The organism is Enterobacter cloacae complex sp. P29RS (assembly GCF_014893445.1).
In the GTDB taxonomy this organism is placed as follows: Bacteria; Pseudomonadota; Gammaproteobacteria; order Enterobacterales; family Enterobacteriaceae; genus Enterobacter; species Enterobacter intestinihominis.
On sequence record NZ_JADBPZ010000009.1, the window covers coordinates 41,708 to 59,924 of the forward strand.

Consider the following 18,217-nt stretch of genomic DNA (forward strand, 5'->3'; position numbering starts at 1 on the left):
ACCTTAAATGCTTTTACCCGCAGGCGAGTGTATATAAAGCCAGAATCAGTTGCTTTCCAGCATATGAATAATCTGGTTTGCAACCACTTTAGCGCTTTGATCGTCAGTACGAATGGTCACATCAGCAATCTCTTCGTACAGAGGATTGCGTTCATCGGCCAAAGCTTCCAGAACTTCACGTGGCGGTGTTTCAACCTGCAACAACGGGCGCTTTTTATCACGCTGCGTGCGTGCCAGCTGTTTTTCGATGGTCGTCTCAAGATAGACCACTACGCCACGGGCGGAGAGACGGTTGCGGGTTTCGCGAGATTTTACAGAGCCGCCGCCTGTTGCCAGCACAATGCCCTGTTTTTCCGTGAGTTCGTTGATCACTTTTTCTTCTCGGTCACGGAAACCTTCTTCGCCTTCTACGTCGAAGACCCAGCCCACATCCGCTCCGGTTCGTTTCTCAATCTCTTGATCAGAATCGTAAAATTCCATATTGAGTTGTTGAGCTAACTGACGCCCAATAGTGCTTTTGCCGGCACCCATAGGCCCAACCAGAAAGATATTGCGTTTCTCTGCCATTTTTTCGGTACTACTAAGACTATTCGTTAATGGTAATCCCCGCTGCGCAGACACCCGGCGTAGCAGGACATGAACTGAAACCTCATTTGCAATAGAGCGAGAGTCAGACGAAAAATTATCTCAATACTCCGGCTTGTTTGGCAACTGATTAAATCACCGTTCCCGGCGCATAAGGAAATAAGACGTAAGTCCAACTCAAATCGGTACTCCTTGTATGCTAATTCATGCCCCACGTCAAACATCTGCAACAAACTGAATGCAAAATCATTGCGGGGATCGTTACCCATTAATGAATACTGACCAGACGTGGCGTGATAAACACCACTAACTCGCGCCGTTCGTTATCTTTTCCGTCATGGCGGAACAACTGACCCAGCCACGGAATGTTGCCCAGCACGGGCACGCTGTCGCGTCCGGTTTTATTCTTTTGCGAAAAGATCCCGCCCAGCGCGAGCGTTTCCCCACTTTTTACCTCTACCTGCGTTTCGATCTCCTGCTTATCAATCGCCAGCGTTTCGCCGTCCGCCTGTTGCAGCACCTGGCCAGGCATATTTTCACTGATATGCAGCTTCAGACGAACGCGGCCGCCCGGGAGCACCACCGGCGTGACCTCCATGCCTAATACCGCCTCTTTAAACTCAACGGAGGTCGCCCCGCTTTCGCCGCTGGAAACCTGATACGGGATTTCGCTGCCCTGCTTGATGCTGGCCGGCTGCATGTGCGACGCCAGTAGCCGCGGGCTGGCGATGATATCCACCTGCTGCTTTTGCTCAAGCGCCGACAACTCAAGATCCAGCATCCTGCCGTTGATGCGCCCGATATTAAACCCAACGTGTGTGGTTGCACTGGCCACCGACAGGTCAGCGCCCAACGTCGTGACCTGACCCACCTTACCGGCCTCCGTTGCGTCAGCGAGGTTCCATTTCACCCCCAGTTCACGCAGGCTTTTTTCACTAATGGTCACAATCTGCGCCGCCAGTTCTACCTGCTCGACGGGCAGATCCATCTGCGCTGCCCAGCGCTGGAGCATATCCACCACCGACTTGTTATCCCTGACCAGGAGACGGTTGGTGCGCTTGTCGACGGAGAGACTGCCTTTCGGGCTTAAGAGCTTTTCCGCCGCTTTTTGCAATTCGGCCGCATCCGCATAAGCAAACGGAATGCTGTGAGAGAGCAGCGGAGCGTCGAGCAGACGCTGGGCCCGCTCCTGCTCTTTACGCGTCTGTTGCTCCCGCTGCCAGGCCGCCGTATGCACATAAAAAATGCCGCCCTCTTCCCGCAATACCAGCCCGGCACTGTTCACTACCGTCTGAAGCGCCTGCCTCCAGGGCACCCGCGTTAGATTCAGCGAAAGCGAACCGCTGACATCCGGCGACACCACCAGATTGCGATCCTCCTGCGCTACCATCGCCTGTAATACCTGCACCACCGGGACATCATCCACCAGCAGGGTGACCGGTTTTGGCGTCGCGGCCCACAGGGGCTGGCTGAGTGCCGCCAGTAACAGCCCTATCCATATCTTCACTTTTTTTCGTTCCTTCTCGCTGCCATGTCCATCGTTTCGGCTCGCACATCTCGCCGACATCAACGGTCAGTTGTTGTGTATCTATCGCACTCACCCGCCAGCCTGGCGGTAACCGCATCTGCGTTTTTACCCGGTGCCAGCGGTTCTGCCCGTCCTGCATAAGGCCGATATCCCTGCTGCCGCTGACTACTCCCTGATACCGCCACTGGCTGAGTTGCCCTGCTGCGCAACGCTCTTCCGGCACGGAGAAGGGATCCCGCATCCCGGTCAGGAAAAGCGGAGAAAGCAGGATCAGCAAACGGGTTTTACTGCGCATGACCGATCTCCAGTTGCAGGCTAAGGCGTAGCTGTTTTCCCTGTGGGGTGATGGAAAACGCGCTCACCCGCACGTTCTCAAGCGCCAGCCGGGAAAAGAGCGCCGGAACTGCGCCCCACAAAGCATCCAGCGCCAGCTCTCCCCCACTCTGCTGCGGTTTCCAGTACACCAGCCTTGCGTCCTCACGCTGAAATGCCAGCGGAGAAAAGGGCTGCACCGGCTTCACTTGCGTAACCACAGGTCGCCGCCCGGCCTTCGGCCACAGCGAGGCGTTGATTCGCTTCGCACTGCTGGCCTGCACCTGAATATCGGCGTAGCACAGAGCAGCGGGTCTGAGCAGCGCTCCCCAAATCGCAAACGCAACGATCCCCGACGCGATCAACCAGCAAAGGACGCGCCGGGAAGGACGTGCATCTGTCCAGCGTTGATACCAGATGCCCACTGGCTACCTCCGGCTATGCAGTTGAAAAGAGAACATCCATCGCCCCTGGCTATCCTGTTGCAATTCGCCTGCCGGTCCGGGGTTAAACCCCGTCACCCTTTTCAGCGCATCGGTCATGGCGGAGAGCGTCGGGAGTGAGGTGGTATAGCCCGTCAGGATCAGCGAGGGTGGCTGATAACGCAGCGCCGTCAGCCACGCCTGCCGGGGCATTGCACTGGCAAGGGATTCAAGCGCGGGTTGCCATGCCACCGTCTCAGGCGGCTGCGAAAGGGGTTCCAGCCCCGCAGACTGCGGCTGACGGGCTTTCAATACCTTCTGCACCGCACGCGTTCCCGCCAGATCGCTCTGCAACGCCTGTGACGCGAGAGTCTGCGTCGCCCGAAGGCTGACGCCTCCCGCCAGCATCACCAACAATGAGGCGGTAAACAGCAGCCCCCAAAAACGCAGGCGCTGATTACGTTGCTGCCGACGCCAGGGTAAAAGATTGGGCATGCTCATTACGGCGCCTCGCTCATGGCCAGCGCCAGGGCGACGGTGTAATCAGCACCACATTCTGGCAACGGCGGCTGACACAGCGTCACCGCTTCCCACGGATCGCGGGCAGCATCAAACACGGCGATATCAGAAGGAGAAAGTGCAAGCAGCGCCGCCAGCTCATTCACCGTCGCCGCTTCTGTGGTGTAGCGCCGCCCCCACTGGTGACGCATCGCCCACAGCCACTGGTGTTTATCCCTCCAGGCTACGCACCGGACGGGGGCAACAGCAGAGAGAAGATTAGCCAGTGCGCCGGCATCCGGGACGATTGCGGCCAGGCGCAAACGCAGCGCTTTCGCCAGCGACAACAGGGTATCGACCTCTCTGTTTTGCGCGGCGGTAACCTGAAAAGTGTTGCTGAACGTATCCTGCGCGTAGTCAAAGCAGAGCGTATCGGGAGGCATCTCCAGCTCACGCGCTAATGCGGCGCCTACCCAGGTGAGCTGTTCGCTGTCACGCAAGGTAACGGATGGACGGGGCAACGCGCGTTGCAGAACGCGCGTTGCCGGAAATGAGAGAAATACCCGATGCGAGTGCGGCAATGTTTTCCGCCAGCCACGTAATGCGTTAACCAGTTGTTCTGGCTTAAGTATTTTGCCTTCACCCATAACCCCGTCCGACAGCGGCACCGCCCACCAGCGCCGTAAACGCCAGCCGGCCCGCTCTCTGGTCAGCGCCACGGCAATCACCTTATCCTGTTGAATATGAACGCCTGTTTGCCACGTTTTAAAAGCCATACTTCACGATCTCCTTATCGCCCGTCGGAGTGACGGCTATATCAATGAATCAGGCTTGCCTTTATACTACCGCGCGATTGTTTAGAAACTGCCCAGGCTAAACCAAATGGGAAATCTCCGGTGAAGTTCGTAAAGTATTTATTGATCCTTGCAGTCTGTTGCATTCTGCTGGGAGCAGGCTCGATTATTGGTTTGTACAAATATGTCGAGCCGCAACTCCCTGATGTCGCCACACTTCGTGATGTGCGGCTTCAGATCCCTATGCAGGTCTATAGCGCCGATGGTGAACTGATGGCGCAATACGGCGAGAAACGTCGTATCCCACTGACCTTAAATCAAATTCCACCCGTGATGGTGAAGGCTTTTATCGCCACCGAGGACAGCCGTTTTTACGAGCACCACGGTGTCGATCCGGTCGGTATTTTCCGTGCGGCAAGCGTGGCGCTGTTCTCCGGTCATGCCTCTCAGGGGGCAAGTACCATTACCCAGCAGCTGGCGCGTAACTTCTTCCTCAGCCCGGAAAAGACGCTGATACGTAAGATCAAAGAAGTATTCCTCGCGATCCGCATTGAGCAACTGCTGAGCAAAGACGAGATCCTTGAGCTTTACCTCAACAAGATCTATCTGGGCTACCGCGCCTATGGCGTAGGGGCTGCGGCTCAGGTCTATTTCGGTAAGTCGATCGATCAGCTCACGCTGAGCGAAATGGCGACCATTGCCGGCCTGCCAAAAGCGCCATCAACGTTTAACCCGCTCTACTCGCTGGACCGCGCCACCGCGCGCCGTAACGTTGTGCTATCGCGTATGTTGAGCGAAGGCTACATCAGCCAGGATGAGTACGATCGGGCACGCAGCGATGTGATTGATGCCAATTACCATGCACCGGAAATTGCTTTCTCATCGCCGTATCTGACGGAAATGGTTCGCCAGGAGATGGTACGCCGCTACGGCGACAAAGCATATGAAGACGGCTATCGCGTTTACACCACCGTGACCCGCAAGGTGCAGCAGGCTGCCCAGCAGGCGGTGCGTAATAACGTGATGGATTACGATATGCGTCACGGCTATCGCGGCCCGTCCAACGTGCTGTGGAGAGTGGGCGAAGGCGCATGGGACAGCAAAAAAATTACTGATTCCCTGAAAGCGCTGCCGACCTATGGCCCGCTGCGTCCGGCGGTGGTCACCCAGGCCGATCCGCAGGAAGCGGTGGCGATGATGGCCGATGGTACATCCGTTTCGCTGCGTATGGAGGGTATCCGCTGGGCGCGTCCGTACCGTTCTGACACCCTTCAGGGGCCTACTCCACGTAAAGTGACGGATGTGGTACAAACCGGACAACAAATCTGGGTGCGTCAGGTAGGCGATGCCTGGTGGCTGGCACAGGTGCCGGACGTCAACTCTGCCCTGGTCTCCATCAATCCGCAGAACGGTGCCGTGATGGCGCTGGTTGGCGGGTTCGATTTCAACCAGAGCAAATTTAACCGCGCAACCCAGGCGCTGCGTCAGGTCGGTTCGAACATCAAACCGTTCCTGTATACCGCGGCGATGGACAAGGGGCTAACGCTCGCCAGCATTCTCAACGACGTGCCAATTTCCCGATGGGATGCCGGTGCGGGCTCTGACTGGCAGCCGAAGAACTCTCCGGCGCAATACGCTGGCCCTATCCGTCTGCGTCAGGGCCTTGGCCAGTCGAAGAACGTGGTCATGGTTCGCGCGATGCGTGCGATGGGCGTTGATTATGCGGCAGAGTATCTGCAACGCTTCGGCTTCCCGGCGCAAAACATCGTTCATACCGAATCTTTGGCGCTCGGCTCCGCGTCCTTCACGCCGCTCCAGGTCGCACGTGGCTACTCGGTAATGGCAAACGGCGGCTTCCTGGTCGATCCGTATTTCATCAGCAAAATCGAGAACGATCAGGGCGGCGTACTGTTTGAAGCGAAGCCGAAAATTGCCTGCCCTGAATGCGATATTCCGGTGATTTACGGCGACACGCCAAAATCCAATGTCCTTGAAAACAAGGATATGGAAGATGTTGCCATCTCTCAGGAACGTCAGAATCTGGCGGTGCCGCAGCCTCAGCTGGAACAGGCCAATCAGGCGCTGGTCGCCCAGAGTGGCGCGCAGGAGTATGCTCCACACGTGATCAGCACGCCGCTGTCGTTCCTGATTAAGAGCGCGCTGAACACCAACATCTTTGGCGAACCGGGCTGGCAAGGCACCGGCTGGCGAGCGGGCCGCGATTTGCAGCGCCGCGACATCGGCGGCAAAACAGGCACAACCAACAGCTCAAAAGATGCCTGGTTCTCAGGTTATGGCCCGGGCGTTGTCACCTCGGTCTGGATTGGTTTTGACGATCACCGCCGCACTCTGGGGCGCACAACCGCTTCTGGCGCAATTAAAGATCAGATTTCCGGTTACGAGGGTGGGGCTAAGAGTGCGCAACCGGCCTGGGATGCTTACATGAAGGCCGCTCTCGAGGGCGTGCCGGAGCAGCCGCTAACGCCTCCGCCGGGCATTGTCACGATCAATATTGACCGCAGCACCGGACAGCTCGCGAATGGCGGCAACAGCCGTGCCGAGTATTTCATCGAGGGTACGCAGCCAACCACGCAGGCGGTGCATGAGGTGGGTACCGAAATCATTGATAACGGCGAAACGCACGAACTGTTCTGACGCCAACAAAAAAGCCGGGCGGTGGCGACGCCTGTCCCGGCCTACAGCGTAATGCAAAACGGCAACCATCGGTTGCCGTTTTTACGGGTGGCGCTACAAACGCCCCTGCCCCTTCAGCCACTCCCGCACCAGGAAAAGTGCGCTCACGTTGCGTGCCTCGTTAAAGTCAGGATCTTCCAGCAAATCCATCAGGTGGGCCAGCGGCCAGCGAACCTGCGGCAGCGGTTCCGGCTCGTCTCCTTCCAGCGATTCAGGATAGAGATCTTCCGCGACAACAATGTTCATTTTGCTGGAGAAATAGGACGGCGCCATGCTCAGCTTTTTCAGGAACGTCAGCTCTTTCGCGCCAAAGCCGACCTCTTCTTTCAGCTCCCGGTTTGCCGCTTCAAACACCGTTTCGCCCGGATCGATCAGTCCTTTGGAGAAGCCCAGCTCGTAGGATTCTGTGCCCACGGCGTATTCACGAATGAGGATCAGGTGCTCGTCGACGATAGGCACTATCATCACCGCTTCACGCGAGGAGGGGCGCATACGCTCATAAACACGACGCACACCGTTGCTGAACTCCAGATCCACGCTTTCAACATTAAACAGACGCGATTTTGCGACGGTTTCAACATTCAGAATGGTGGGCTTTTGTAAGGGTTTGGTCATCTTGACGGGTCTTTGCTGGGTGAACTGGCTTTATTGTGCGATACGCCGCACGGTTTCGGCAATGTCAATTGCTCTTTATTTACATTTATGCAACGTAACTGTAGGCAATTCTCATTTCAAAACAAATGTCAAGAGGTTGAAAAGTTTCCAGGAATTTGCTGATATCGCGCCGGAACAGGCTTTGTTATCATTACCGGTCACTGGGATGCGCGTCAACATGCTCAAGTTAGACTCCATACTTGCCGATAGCCGACCACAGAATCTCATTCATTGTACAAAAGGTGCGACTGACAACACCTGTAAGAAGATAAGTAAGATGGGGAAAGCATGAGCACCATTTTGATTTTTCTCGCTGCTGTGCTGGCCTGCGCGTCGATTGCGGTGTGGGTATTCAGGCGCCGCGTACATCGCCGTTATCGGCTGCCCTTTTTGAACGCGTTTGCCGGGGCAAACACGCGCAAGCTTTCGCCAGAGGAACGCAGCACCGTTGAGCAGTATCTCGACACGCTGAACCGATCCCGGCTTTCGCCTGGCCCTACCGGCGCCAGCGCCGCCCCCGTATCGCTCAACCTTAACGCACAAAGCGACACCGTTTTGTGCGTAACGCGCTCTATTACCCGCTACGGCATCACAACCGACGATCCCAACAAATGGCGTTACTATCTCGACTCTGTTGAAGTGCACCTGCCTCCCTTCTGGGAGCAGTATATCAACGACGAAAACAGCGTCGAGCTCATCCATACCGATACGCTGCCGCTGGTTATCTCCCTTAATGGTCATACTCTGAGCGAATATGTTCAGGAAGCGCCACGTTTTGCGCTGGAACGCGCGAGCGGAACGCAGGCCTCTATTCGTGGTGAAGAGACAGAGCAGATTGAACTGCTCAACATCCGCCAGGAAACGCATGAAGAGTACGTCCTGAGCCGCCCGGATGGTATTCGCGAAGCGGTGCTGATTGTCGTCTCGTTCCTGCTCTTTTTCATCTGCCTGCTGACGCCGGACGTGTTTGTTCCGTGGCTCGCGGGCGGCGCAGTACTGCTTCTGGCCGCCGGGCTGTGGGGCATATTTGCCCCGCCGGCAAAAACGTCATTACGCGAAATTCACTGCCTGCGCGGAACCCCAAAACGCTGGGGACTGTTCGGCGAAAACGATCAGGAACATATCAACAATATCTCGCTCGGGATCATCGATCTCATCTATCCGCGCCACTGGCAGCCGTGGATTGCGCAGGACCTGGGCCACAAAACGGATATTGATATCTATCTCGACCGCCACGTTGTACGCCAGGGACGTTACTTATCCCTGCACGACGAAGTAAAAAACTTCCCGCTTCAGCACTGGCTTCGCAGCGCGGTGATTGCCGGTGGCGCCGCGTTAATCTTCCTCATGCTGCTGCTTTTCGTGCCGCTGGATATGCCGATTAAATTTACCCTGTCATGGATCAAAGGGGCGCAAACCGTGGAAGCCACCAGCGTACAGCAGCTCGAAGAAGCGGGTGTACGCGTGGGGGATACGTTGCGGCTGAAAGGCACCGGGATGTGTAATATCCACTCACCGGGCGCCTGGAACACGCGCCAGAACTCGCCGTTCGCGCCGTTCGACTGCTCTCAGATCATCTGGAATGACGCCTCTCCGCTGCCGCTTCCGGAATCGGATGTGGTCAATAAGGCCACCGCGCTCACCCAGACGATTAATCGCCAGCTCCATCCAAAACCGGATGATGATTCTCGCGTCAGCCCTGCCCTGCGTTCGGCCATTCAGAAGTCCGGCATGGTGCTGCTGGATGACTTTGGCGAAATCGTCCTGAAAACAGAAGATCTCTGCTCAGCTCAGGATGACTGTATCCGGCTGAAGAACGCGCTGGTCAACCTCGGCAACAGCAAAGACTGGGACGCGCTGGTGAAACGCGCCGAAGCGGGACGCCTCGATGGTGTGAATGTGCTTTTGCGTCCGGTCAGCGCCGAGTCGCTGGATAACCTGGTGGCGACCTCTACCGCCCCCTTCGTGATGCGTGAAACCACCCGTGCCGCCCAGGCGCTTAACAGCCCGGCGCCTGGCGGTTTTGTGATTGCCAGCGATGAAGGCAGCGACCTGGTGGATCAACCCTATCCGCAGGTTTCGCTGTATGACTATCCAGCCCAGGAGCAGTGGAGCGAATTCCAGCGTCTGGCGCAGATGCTGATGCAGACGCCATTCAGCGCGGAAGGGATCGTCACTACCCTCTTTACCGATGCCAACGGCACGCGTCATATTGGCCTGCACCGTATGCCTGATAGCGCTGGCCTGTGGCGCTATGTAGGGACATCCCTGCTGCTGATTGCGATGCTGGCGTGTATTATCTGGAACGGTTATCAGGCCGTACGCCGCTATCAGCGCTCCCGCACGCGACTGGCAGAAATCCAGGCCTACTACGAAAATTGCCTAAACCCGAAACTGATCTCCTCTTCTGAGAGCCTGATCGGATAACGTCCCTGCGCGACAAGTTGTGCTACCCTGTCGCGCACGTTTCTTCTGGCTGGAGTTCCCCCTTATGCATCTTAATATCGACTGGCAGGCGGTCGATACCGTCCTGCTTGATATGGACGGCACGCTGCTTGATCTCGCCTTTGATAACTATTTCTGGCAAAAGCTGGTTCCGGAAACGTACGGTGAACAGCAGGGGATCTCCCCGGCGGAAGCGCAGGAATTCATTCGTTCGCAATATAGCGCGGTGCAGCATACGCTAAACTGGTACTGTCTTGACTACTGGAGCGAGCGACTCGGTCTGGATATTTGTGCCATGACCACCGCCCAGGGCGCACGCGCCGTTCTGCGCGAAGATACTGTCCCGTTCCTGGACGCGCTGAAAGCCTGCGGTAAGCGCCGTATTTTGCTGACAAATGCGCATCCCCATAACCTGGCCGTGAAGCTGGAACATACCGGTCTTGCTTCGCACCTTGATTTATTGCTTTCCACCCACACATTTGGTTATCCGAAAGAGGATCAGCGGTTGTGGCATGCCGTGGTGGAAGAGACCGGTTTACAGCCGGAACGCACGCTGTTCATTGACGACAGCGAGCCGATTCTGGATTCTGCGGCCGCTTTTGGCATTCGCTATTGTCTGGGCGTGACCAATCCTGATTCCGGCCTGGCTGAAAAAAGCTATCTGCGACATCCGGAGCTGAACGACTATCGCCGGATGATCCCCTCACTCACCGTGAAGGAGACGCCATGAAAGAAAAACCCTCTGATGGGGTAAGACTGGATAAATGGCTGTGGGCCGCCCGTTTTTACAAAACGCGCGCCCTTGCCCGTGAAATGGTTGACGGCGGAAAGGTGCATTACAACGGTCAGCGCAGCAAACCGAGCAAGCTGGTTGAACTGAATGCCACGTTAACGCTTCGCCAGGGCAACGATGAGAAAACGGTGGTGGTGAAAGCCATTACCGAACAGCGGCGGCCCGCAACCGAAGCCGTTTTGCTGTATGAAGAGACGGCCGAAAGCATAGAGAAGCGCGAGAAAACCGCGCTGGCGCGCAAAATGAACGCGCTGACGATGCCTCACCCGGACCGGCGACCGGATAAAAAAGAGCGCCGCGATCTGATGAAATTTAAACACGGTGAGAGCGAGTAACCCTCACCTGCATGAGAGATGAAAATGGCCCAACACGACCAATTACACCGCTATCTGTTTGAACAATTCGCCGTGCGCGGCGAGCTGGTCACCGTATCCGAAACCTGGAAACAGATTCTGGAAAACCACAACTACCCGCTGCCGGTAAAAACCCTGTTGGGCGAACTGCTGGTTGCCACCAGCCTGCTGACCGCCACGCTGAAGTTTGCTGGCGATATTACCGTCCAGTTGCAGGGCGATGGCCCAATGTCGCTGGCGGTGATCAACGGCAATAACCAGCAGCAGATGCGCGGCGTGGCGCGCGTTCAGGGCGATATCCCTGAAAATGCGGATCTGAAAACGCTGGTCGGTAACGGCTACCTGGTCATCACGATTTCGCCTGAAGAGGGGGAACGCTATCAGGGCGTTGTCGGTCTGGAAGGCGATACGCTTGCCGCCTGCCTGGAAGATTACTTCATGCGTTCCGAACAGCTGCCAACCCGTCTGTTCATCCGCACCGGTGAAGTGGATGGACAGCCTGCTGCCGGCGGTATGCTGCTTCAGGTTCTGCCTGCGCAGGATGCGCAGACCAATGATTTCGAACATCTGGCAACGCTGACGGAAACCATCAAAGCGGAAGAGCTGTTCACCCTGTCGGCGACCGACGTGCTGTGGCGTCTCTACCACGAAGAAGAAGTGACGGTTTACGATCCGCAGGCGGTGGAATTTAAGTGCACCTGCTCCCGCGAGCGTTGTGCTGGCGCCCTGAAAACGCTGCCGGATGAAGAGATCGACAGCATCATGGCGGAAGACGGTGAAATCGATATGCACTGTGACTACTGCGGTACGCACTACGTGTTCAATTCGATGGATATCGCGGAGATCCGCAATAACGCCTCTCCGGCGGATCCGCAGGTTCACTAAGCTCTGAGCCTGTTGCCCGGCGGCGCTACGCTTGCACGGGCCTACAATGAATTGTGCAATTTTTTGATATGATTGCTAATTGTAGGCCGGGTAAGCGTAGCGCCACCCGGCAAGAAAGAGCACTAACGCCGCTGCGCATTATTGTAACTGTCGTAGCTCATATCGACACGCTCCCCAAAAATCTCAATATCCGCCCAGGGCTTCACGACAGATTTCACTTTCCTCTGCCTTAATGCGCGGTCAAGTTCTTCTCTGGTCAATGCCTCCGGCATTTTCCACGCGTCCCCGGCGATCCTCCAGCCCGTGTTGGTTTGTGTGTAAGCCACGATCGTGCGATCGGTAAATTGAAATAGCACGGCTTCAGGCTTGCCGTCGTCGTTAAGATCCAGCGGCATGAGTAAACAGTTACTCTGGGCGCTATCGCAGCTCTCAAAGCGATACTGATTGCTGAGCATGGCTTGCCACAATGCCTTATCAGGACGAGCCATTCCCGGTGCGAGCTGGACCTGTTTTTCCAGCATCGCGGCGGTCATCTTACCTGCTCCGCCAGCGTTCCTGGAGAGAAGACCATTTATTTCACGCTGGCGCAAAAACCGACCGCCCAGACCAGCGCCACGATGGTTATCAATACCCCGTACAGACGCTCGGGTGACCAGCCGTATTGCGAAATGCGTAGCCACAGCGCCCACCCCGCCAGAACCGGGTACGCGGGTACGATAGCCACAGCAAGGCGAATCATCCCTCGCAGCGGGGCATAGTAAGGCAGCGTTTGACGCTGTGGATGCCACACTATCGTCACCAGGAATAACAGCAGCAGCGCTAAGGTGGTCAGCAAGCCCGCGGCGGATATTCTGGCTGAAATGGATTCAAAGCCGACAAAAGGCAACGCGCCAATAAAGAGCAGCGCCAGCGCCGCCATCAGGGGAAGCAGACCGGTGGCGATGAGGGTCAGCAGATTTTGCAGGGCAAGGATTAACCTTACCTGCATACGCGTGAGCACGGCCGCACTGGCTGAAACCACGCCAATCGCCACTGAAATAAATCCGTCAGAATGAAAGAAAAGCCGATCAAAAAAGCCGATGCCGATAAGTTCGAAAAGCTCGGCCCAGAGGAAAAGCACCAGCCAGAAGAGACCATTCGAAACAAAAATAATGAGCAGCGTCAGCGCGTTATGCCAGTTTCGTTGATAAAAGTCGCTGTAGAACGAGGTAGTCGGGACGGGATCCAGACGCCGCTGAAGCCATGGCAACACGAACAGCGTCATCAGCAGCAGATGAAAGCCGAAAACGAGCATCTCATCTCTGAGATTCCAGCTTTCGAGTCCTGCAACGCTCCACTTAAGCCAGCCGCCCATACCCGCGACTGCCGCGCCGATCATCCCGAGTGACAGCCACAAAAATGGCTTTCTGAATGACGTCATGGCAAGAGACAACGTGGTTGTCATTACCACGGTGGCAGGTACTACACACATCAGCCACAGCGTATCCGATGGCAATTTTGCGTACTCGATATACCACGTAATTACATAGCAAATTACGCCCTGTAGAGCCCCCGCCAGCACGACGGCTACGCGCGTTGAAGGAGATAACGTCTCACGGTTTTCCATTTCTCATCCCTTGTTCATGAAAAAACTATTGTCTCATCAAGGCAAAACTCTGGCCCCCACCTCAAACTCTGAAAATAGCTGACCCAAGAGACCTGAATCGTTTTCCCAATGTAACTCTTACGTAATTTTCTTTCATGTATGCGATTACATTCACATTCTTCTGGATAAATTCACCAGAGATTAACCTTTTAAGAACATTTTCCCCAACCAAAAAGCGATTCCTGCGATAATCTGCCCGCCCTGTGACTGGAGTCGCAGCGTTTTCCGTTAGTAAGGGTTTTGACCAGATACGTAAATCTATGAGCCCCGTCGCGGTTAACATCCCCAGAAAAACCCTACAATTTCAGGCAGTACATATTGGCTAAGGAGCAGTGATATGCGTGTTAATGGTTTAACCCCGCAAGATCTCAAGGCTTATGGTATTCACGACGTCCAGGAAGTGGTCTACAACCCCGATTACGATACGCTGTATCAGGAAGAGCTCAATCCGGCACTGGAAGGGTACGAGCGAGGTGTGTTGACGAATCTTGGTGCTATCGCCGTCGATACCGGTATTTTTACCGGCCGTTCGCCGAAAGATAAATACATCGTCCGAGATGATACCACCCGCGATACGCTGTGGTGGGCCGATAAAGGCAAAGGGAAGAACGATAACAAACCGCTCTCTCCTGAAACCTGGCAGCATCTGAAAGGGCTCGTCACCCATCAGCTTTCCGGCAAGCGTCTGTTCATCGTCGATGCTTTCTGCGGCGCTAACGCCGACACCCGTCTCTCCGTTCGGTTTATCACTGAAGTGGCCTGGCAGGCGCATTTCGTGAAGAACATGTTCATTCGTCCGACCGATGAAGAACTGCAAAACTTCACCCCTGACTTTATCGTGATGAACGGCGCGAAATGCACCAACCCGCAGTGGAAAGAGCAGGGTCTGAACTCCGAAAACTTCATCGCCTTCAACCTGACCGAGCGTATCCAGCTGATCGGCGGTACCTGGTACGGCGGCGAAATGAAGAAAGGGATGTTCTCGGTCATGAACTACCTGCTCCCGCTGCGCGGTATCGCCTCCATGCACTGCTCGGCGAACGTCGGTGAAAAAGGTGACGTGGCGGTGTTCTTCGGCCTTTCCGGCACCGGTAAAACGACGCTGTCCACCGATCCAAAACGTCGTCTGATTGGCGACGACGAGCACGGCTGGGACGACGACGGTGTGTTTAACTTTGAAGGCGGCTGCTACGCGAAAACCATTCGCCTGTCTGAAGAGGCAGAGCCGGATATCTACCACGCGATTCGCCGCGATGCGCTGCTGGAAAACGTCACCGTGCGTGCCGATGGCTCTGTCGACTTCGACGATGCGTCCAAAACCGAAAACACCCGCGTCTCTTACCCGATTTACCACATCGACAACATCGTGAAGCCGGTGTCGAAGGCGGGCCACGCCACGAAGGTGATTTTCCTGACCGCGGACGCGTTCGGCGTGTTGCCGCCAGTTTCCCGCCTGACCGCCAGCCAGACGCAGTACCATTTCCTCTCCGGCTTTACCGCTAAGCTGGCGGGTACCGAGCGCGGTGTGACCGAGCCAACCCCAACCTTCTCCGCCTGCTTCGGCGCGGCGTTCCTGTCGCTGCACCCGACGCAGTACGCGGAAGTGCTGGTGAAACGCATGCAGGCATCCGGCGCACAGGCGTACCTGGTGAACACCGGCTGGAACGGGACGGGCAAACGTATCTCCATCAAAGATACACGCGCCATCATCGACGCGATTCTGGATGGTTCATTGGATAACGCCGAGACCTTTACGCTGCCGATGTTCAATCTGGCGATCCCAACAGAGCTGCCTGGCGTGGATACGCGTATCCTCGATCCGCGTAACACCTACGGTTCACCGGAACAGTGGCGCGAGAAGGCAGAATCGCTGGCGAAACTGTTTATCGAAAACTTCGAGAAGTATACCGACACCCCGGCGGGTGCTGCGCTGGTGAGTGCGGGACCAAGGTAAAAGCAAAAAGGCAACGAAAGTTGCCTTTTTAATGTTTTCTCCCTCTCCCCGTGGGCTGAGGGATCCCCAGTAATTTTTTTATGCAGAAGCAATAAAGTTGCTTTCTAAATGACTGAGGGCTGTCAGCGATGCCCTGGTCCGGCTGTAAATCGCTGAGGCGTTTCCTGCAGGCCGGGGCGAGGCGCAGGGATGCGCCGAGAGGGCGGCTTTACAGGGACGTTGCATCCGCCCGTACCCGATAAGCCGGAAGGAATAAGCCGAGGGCACCGCGAAGCGGCGATTTACCGCCGGGAGCCCGGGTCGCCAGGGTGGTGGCGACTGAGCCACCCTGGCACGTTCACCGGTCATGTCGTTACAGAGTAGCAAGGAACATAAAGTGAACGGAATGACCACCACCGCCGTATATTCCCCTCACCCTAACCCTCTCCCCGGAGGAGCGAGGGGATTGCTCAGTGCTCGCATTAATTTGTGGGGAACCCTCAGCCCCGTGGGAGAGGGCCGGGGTGAGGGCATCAGGCCCCACCCTTTTTTAACTCTCTTTCACCTGCCCCCGTAAAACCGGCACCGGTAACCATGCGCGAATGCTCAAACCACCCCGTTCGCTGGTGCCAATTTCCAGCAGTCCGTTATGGTTATCAACAATACGCTGCACAATCGCCAGGCCTAAGCCGGTTCCGCTGGTGCTGCGCGCGCTGTCGCCGCGCACAAACGGCTGGAACAGGTGCTTACGCTGCTCAGGCTTGATGCCCGGGCCATCGTCTTCCACCTGGAACCAGGCGCGGTTGAGTTCCGTACCGCTGCTGACTTTGATCCAACCGTTGCCGTAGCGCGCCGCGTTGACCACCATATTCGCCACCGCGCGTTTGATGGAGAGCGGGTGCATACGTACCTGAATCTCGCCCGCCTGAAGGTCGGTCGCAATTTCACGTTCATAACCGCTTTCGGCAGCAACAACTTCGCCCAGAACCGCGTTCAGATCCGCCATCTCCATCGGCATCTCCTGCCCGGTACGCAGGTAGTCGATAAACTGCTCGATGATGGCGTTACACTCTTCGATATCCTTGTTGATGGACTCTGCAAGATAACCATCCTGCTCGCCCATCATCTCTGTTGCCAGCCGGATACGTGTCAGCGGGGTGCGAAGGTCATGGCTAACCCCCGCCATCAGCAGCGTACGGTCGTCAGCCAGCTGTTTAACGCCTGCCGCCATGTGGTTAAAAGCACGCGTTACCGAGCGCACTTCCGATGCGCCATACTCGCGCAGCGGCGGTGGGATAATACCTTTACCAACCTGCAATGCCGCATGCTCCAGGTCGACCAGCGGTCGGTTCTGGATACGAATAAACAGCCATGCGCCGCCGATAGCCAGCAGCATGATCGCCAGGGTGTATCGGAACAGCGGTGAGAAGTCGCCCTGATGAATCTCGGTGAGCGGAACACGCACCCAGATGTTGGGTGACAGCCAGGTTTTCAGCCAGACAACCGGCGAGCTTTTATTGACCTCAACGCGCACTTCCGTCGGGCCGCCAAGCTGCTGCGCCATCTGCTGGCTAAGGAATTCATAGTGCTGCGCCCAGCGCAGGCCGGCATCTTCCGCCGCTTCGTTCGAATAGAGAGAAATGCCCAACTCACGGTAGATTTCCCGACGGAATGCCGGGGGAACAACCAACTGCGTGCCGTCCTCCAGTTGCAGTTTGTCGGTCATCAGCATACGCACTTCGTATGCCAGCACCTTATTAAACTGCTGAAGGCTCGGCAGGATCGCAAAGTTCAGCACCACCAGGTAGGTCGTCACCAGGCTGACAAACAGCAGGGTGACGATCAATAACAGCGTGCGGGCAAACGAACTTCGCGGCGAGAAGCGCATTCGCCTCATGCTTTAGAGCCGTCCGGGACAAACACGTAGCCCAGACCCCACACGGTCTGAATATAACGAGGATGCGCCGGATCTTCTTCCACCATGCGGCGCAGACGAGAGATCTGCACGTCGATAGAACGTTCCATTGCGGAGTATTCACGACCGCGCGCCAGGTTCATCAGCTTGTCACGTGAAAGCGGTTCACGCGGGTGGCTGACCAGCGCTTTCAGTACCGCAAACTCGCCGCTGGTGAGCGGCATTGGCTCATCTTCACGGAACATTTCACGGGTGCCGAGGTTCAGCTTGAACTTACCGAATGCAATGACGGCCTCTTCCTGAGACGGCGCGCCCGGCAGCTCGTTCGCCTGACGACGCAGCACGGCGCGAATACGCGCCAGCAGTTCACGCGGGTTGAACGGCTTAGGAATGTAGTCATCAGCGCCAATCTCAAGGCCGACGATACGGTCAACTTCTTCACCCTTCGCCGTCACCATGATGATTGGCATCGGGTTGCTCTGGCTACGCAGACGACGGCAAATAGAGAGCCCATCTTCGCCAGGCAGCATCAGGTCCAACACCATCAGGTGGAAGGATTCACGCGTCAGCAGACGATCCATCTGTTCCGCGTTCGCGACGCTACGAACCTGGAAGCCCTGCTCGGTCAGATAACGTTCCAGCAGCGCACGCAGGCGCATGTCGTCATCTACGACCAGAATTTTGTAGTTCTCTTGCATTGTGTGTACTCCCAAAGGTTCGGATAAGCCTGGAACAGCGTATTCTAAAAAAGTGCACGGGTT

At 56.3% G+C, this 18,217-nt stretch carries 17 protein-coding genes; 6 read left to right on the forward strand and 11 right to left on the reverse strand.

Annotated elements, in window-relative coordinates; all coding sequences use genetic code 11:
- Nucleotides 1–45: 45 nt before the first annotated feature.
- The 6 genes from aroK to IM282_RS08725 all read right to left on the reverse strand — a co-directional run bounded on the left by aroK (nt 46) and on the right by IM282_RS08725 (nt 4,121).
- Nucleotides 46–567 carry a shikimate kinase AroK gene (aroK, locus tag IM282_RS08700; protein ID WP_003861630.1) on the reverse strand — a complete coding sequence of 174 codons (522 nt, stop codon included), beginning with the start codon at nt 565–567 and terminating at the stop codon, nt 46–48.
- A gap of 286 nt (nt 568–853) precedes the next feature.
- The gene (gene hofQ, locus IM282_RS08705; protein WP_045308978.1) at nt 854–2,092 is read right to left on the reverse strand and encodes a DNA uptake porin HofQ; all 1,239 of its coding nucleotides are present in this window, start codon (nt 2,090–2,092) and stop codon (nt 854–856) included.
- The gene (locus tag IM282_RS08710) at nt 2,004–2,408 is read right to left on the reverse strand and encodes a HofP DNA utilization family protein (RefSeq protein WP_032621951.1); all 405 of its coding nucleotides are present in this window, start codon (nt 2,406–2,408) and stop codon (nt 2,004–2,006) included. The genes hofQ and IM282_RS08710 overlap by 89 nt, the downstream gene beginning before the upstream one ends.
- Nucleotides 2,398–2,850: a hypothetical protein gene (locus tag IM282_RS08715; protein ID WP_022649624.1), complete on the reverse strand. Its 453-nt coding sequence runs from the start codon at nt 2,848–2,850 to the stop codon at nt 2,398–2,400. Before IM282_RS08715 ends, IM282_RS08710 begins: the two co-directional genes overlap by 11 nt.
- A gap of 3 nt (nt 2,851–2,853) precedes the next feature.
- Nucleotides 2,854–3,348, reverse strand: a complete 495-nt coding sequence (locus tag IM282_RS08720; protein WP_023307110.1) for a PilN domain-containing protein — start codon at nt 3,346–3,348, stop codon at nt 2,854–2,856.
- Nucleotides 3,348–4,121, reverse strand: coding sequence for a DNA utilization protein HofM (locus IM282_RS08725; protein WP_192970323.1), 774 nt, complete (start codon nt 4,119–4,121; stop codon nt 3,348–3,350). The genes IM282_RS08720 and IM282_RS08725 overlap by 1 nt, the downstream gene beginning before the upstream one ends.
- A 120-nt stretch (nt 4,122–4,241) precedes the next feature.
- Here IM282_RS08725 and mrcA point away from each other — a divergent pair, with 120 nt between their 5' ends.
- Nucleotides 4,242–6,794 carry a peptidoglycan glycosyltransferase/peptidoglycan DD-transpeptidase MrcA gene (gene mrcA, locus IM282_RS08730; protein WP_045308980.1) on the forward strand — a complete coding sequence of 851 codons (2,553 nt, stop codon included), beginning with the start codon at nt 4,242–4,244 and terminating at the stop codon, nt 6,792–6,794.
- Nucleotides 6,795–6,887: 93 nt separating this feature from the next.
- Here mrcA and nudE read toward each other — a convergent pair whose 3' ends face one another.
- Nucleotides 6,888–7,448, reverse strand: a complete 561-nt coding sequence (gene nudE, locus IM282_RS08735; protein ID WP_003861622.1) for an ADP compounds hydrolase NudE — start codon at nt 7,446–7,448, stop codon at nt 6,888–6,890.
- A 327-nt stretch (nt 7,449–7,775) separates the two neighbouring features.
- On the opposite strand from nudE, the gene IM282_RS08740 reads away from it, so the two are divergent.
- The 4 genes from IM282_RS08740 to hslO all read left to right on the forward strand — a co-directional run bounded on the left by IM282_RS08740 (nt 7,776) and on the right by hslO (nt 11,963).
- Nucleotides 7,776–9,914, forward strand: a complete 2,139-nt coding sequence (locus tag IM282_RS08740) for an intracellular growth attenuator family protein (RefSeq protein WP_023298780.1) — start codon at nt 7,776–7,778, stop codon at nt 9,912–9,914.
- A gap of 64 nt (nt 9,915–9,978) precedes the next feature.
- On the forward strand, nt 9,979–10,662 hold the full coding sequence (gene yrfG / locus IM282_RS08745) for a GMP/IMP nucleotidase (protein ID WP_192970324.1): 684 nt from the start codon (nt 9,979–9,981) through the stop codon (nt 10,660–10,662).
- Nucleotides 10,659–11,060, forward strand: a complete 402-nt coding sequence (gene hslR, locus IM282_RS08750; protein ID WP_003861618.1) for a ribosome-associated heat shock protein Hsp15 — start codon at nt 10,659–10,661, stop codon at nt 11,058–11,060. Before yrfG ends, hslR begins: the two co-directional genes overlap by 4 nt.
- An 18-nt stretch (nt 11,061–11,078) precedes the next feature.
- Nucleotides 11,079–11,963 carry an Hsp33 family molecular chaperone HslO gene (hslO, locus tag IM282_RS08755; RefSeq protein ID WP_006812239.1) on the forward strand — a complete coding sequence of 295 codons (885 nt, stop codon included), beginning with the start codon at nt 11,079–11,081 and terminating at the stop codon, nt 11,961–11,963.
- Between the two features lie 122 nt (nt 11,964–12,085).
- Here the strand turns inward: hslO and IM282_RS21865 are convergent, their stop codons facing one another.
- Both IM282_RS21865 and IM282_RS08760 read right to left on the reverse strand, forming a co-directional pair.
- Entirely contained in the window at nt 12,086–12,496 is a 411-nt protein-coding gene (locus IM282_RS21865; protein ID WP_226839845.1) for a hypothetical protein, read from the reverse strand.
- A 38-nt stretch (nt 12,497–12,534) separates the two neighbouring features.
- Nucleotides 12,535–13,569: a DUF4153 domain-containing protein gene (locus IM282_RS08760; protein ID WP_226839846.1), complete on the reverse strand. Its 1,035-nt coding sequence runs from the start codon at nt 13,567–13,569 to the stop codon at nt 12,535–12,537.
- Between the two features lie 376 nt (nt 13,570–13,945).
- Here IM282_RS08760 and pckA point away from each other — a divergent pair, with 376 nt between their 5' ends.
- On the forward strand, nt 13,946–15,562 hold the full coding sequence (gene pckA / locus IM282_RS08765) for a phosphoenolpyruvate carboxykinase (ATP) (protein WP_046620356.1): 1,617 nt from the start codon (nt 13,946–13,948) through the stop codon (nt 15,560–15,562).
- A gap of 529 nt (nt 15,563–16,091) precedes the next feature.
- Here the strand turns inward: pckA and envZ are convergent.
- Both envZ and ompR read right to left on the reverse strand, forming a co-directional pair.
- Nucleotides 16,092–17,438 (reverse strand): two-component system sensor histidine kinase EnvZ, encoded by a 1,347-nt coding sequence (envZ, locus tag IM282_RS08770; protein WP_003861615.1) that lies wholly within the window; start codon nt 17,436–17,438, stop codon nt 16,092–16,094.
- On the reverse strand, nt 17,435–18,154 hold the full coding sequence (gene ompR / locus IM282_RS08775) for a two-component system response regulator OmpR (RefSeq protein ID WP_001157751.1): 720 nt from the start codon (nt 18,152–18,154) through the stop codon (nt 17,435–17,437). The genes envZ and ompR overlap by 4 nt, the downstream gene beginning before the upstream one ends.
- Nucleotides 18,155–18,217 lie beyond the last annotated feature (63 nt).

Coding starts and splice junctions, on each gene's coding strand:
- aroK (WP_003861630.1), bottom strand. CDS start 567: ATGGCAGAGAAACGCAATATCTTTCTGGTTGGGCCTATGGGTGCCGGC.
- IM282_RS08710 (WP_032621951.1), bottom strand. CDS start 2,408: ATGCGCAGTAAAACCCGTTTGCTGATCCTGCTTTCTCCGCTTTTCCTG.
- IM282_RS08720 (WP_023307110.1), bottom strand. CDS start 3,348: ATGAGCATGCCCAATCTTTTACCCTGGCGTCGGCAGCAACGTAATCAG.
- IM282_RS08725 (WP_192970323.1), bottom strand. CDS start 4,121: ATGGCTTTTAAAACGTGGCAAACAGGCGTTCATATTCAACAGGATAAG.
- nudE (WP_003861622.1), bottom strand. CDS start 7,448: ATGACCAAACCCTTACAAAAGCCCACCATTCTGAATGTTGAAACCGTC.
- IM282_RS08740 (WP_023298780.1), top strand. CDS start 7,776: ATGAGCACCATTTTGATTTTTCTCGCTGCTGTGCTGGCCTGCGCGTCG.
- yrfG (WP_192970324.1), top strand. CDS start 9,979: ATGCATCTTAATATCGACTGGCAGGCGGTCGATACCGTCCTGCTTGAT.
- hslR (WP_003861618.1), top strand. CDS start 10,659: ATGAAAGAAAAACCCTCTGATGGGGTAAGACTGGATAAATGGCTGTGG.
- hslO (WP_006812239.1), top strand. CDS start 11,079: ATGAAAATGGCCCAACACGACCAATTACACCGCTATCTGTTTGAACAA.
- IM282_RS21865 (WP_226839845.1), bottom strand. CDS start 12,496: ATGACCGCCGCGATGCTGGAAAAACAGGTCCAGCTCGCACCGGGAATG.
- IM282_RS08760 (WP_226839846.1), bottom strand. CDS start 13,569: ATGGAAAACCGTGAGACGTTATCTCCTTCAACGCGCGTAGCCGTCGTG.
- pckA (WP_046620356.1), top strand. CDS start 13,946: ATGCGTGTTAATGGTTTAACCCCGCAAGATCTCAAGGCTTATGGTATT.
- envZ (WP_003861615.1), bottom strand. CDS start 17,438: ATGAGGCGAATGCGCTTCTCGCCGCGAAGTTCGTTTGCCCGCACGCTG.
- ompR (WP_001157751.1), bottom strand. CDS start 18,154: ATGCAAGAGAACTACAAAATTCTGGTCGTAGATGACGACATGCGCCTG.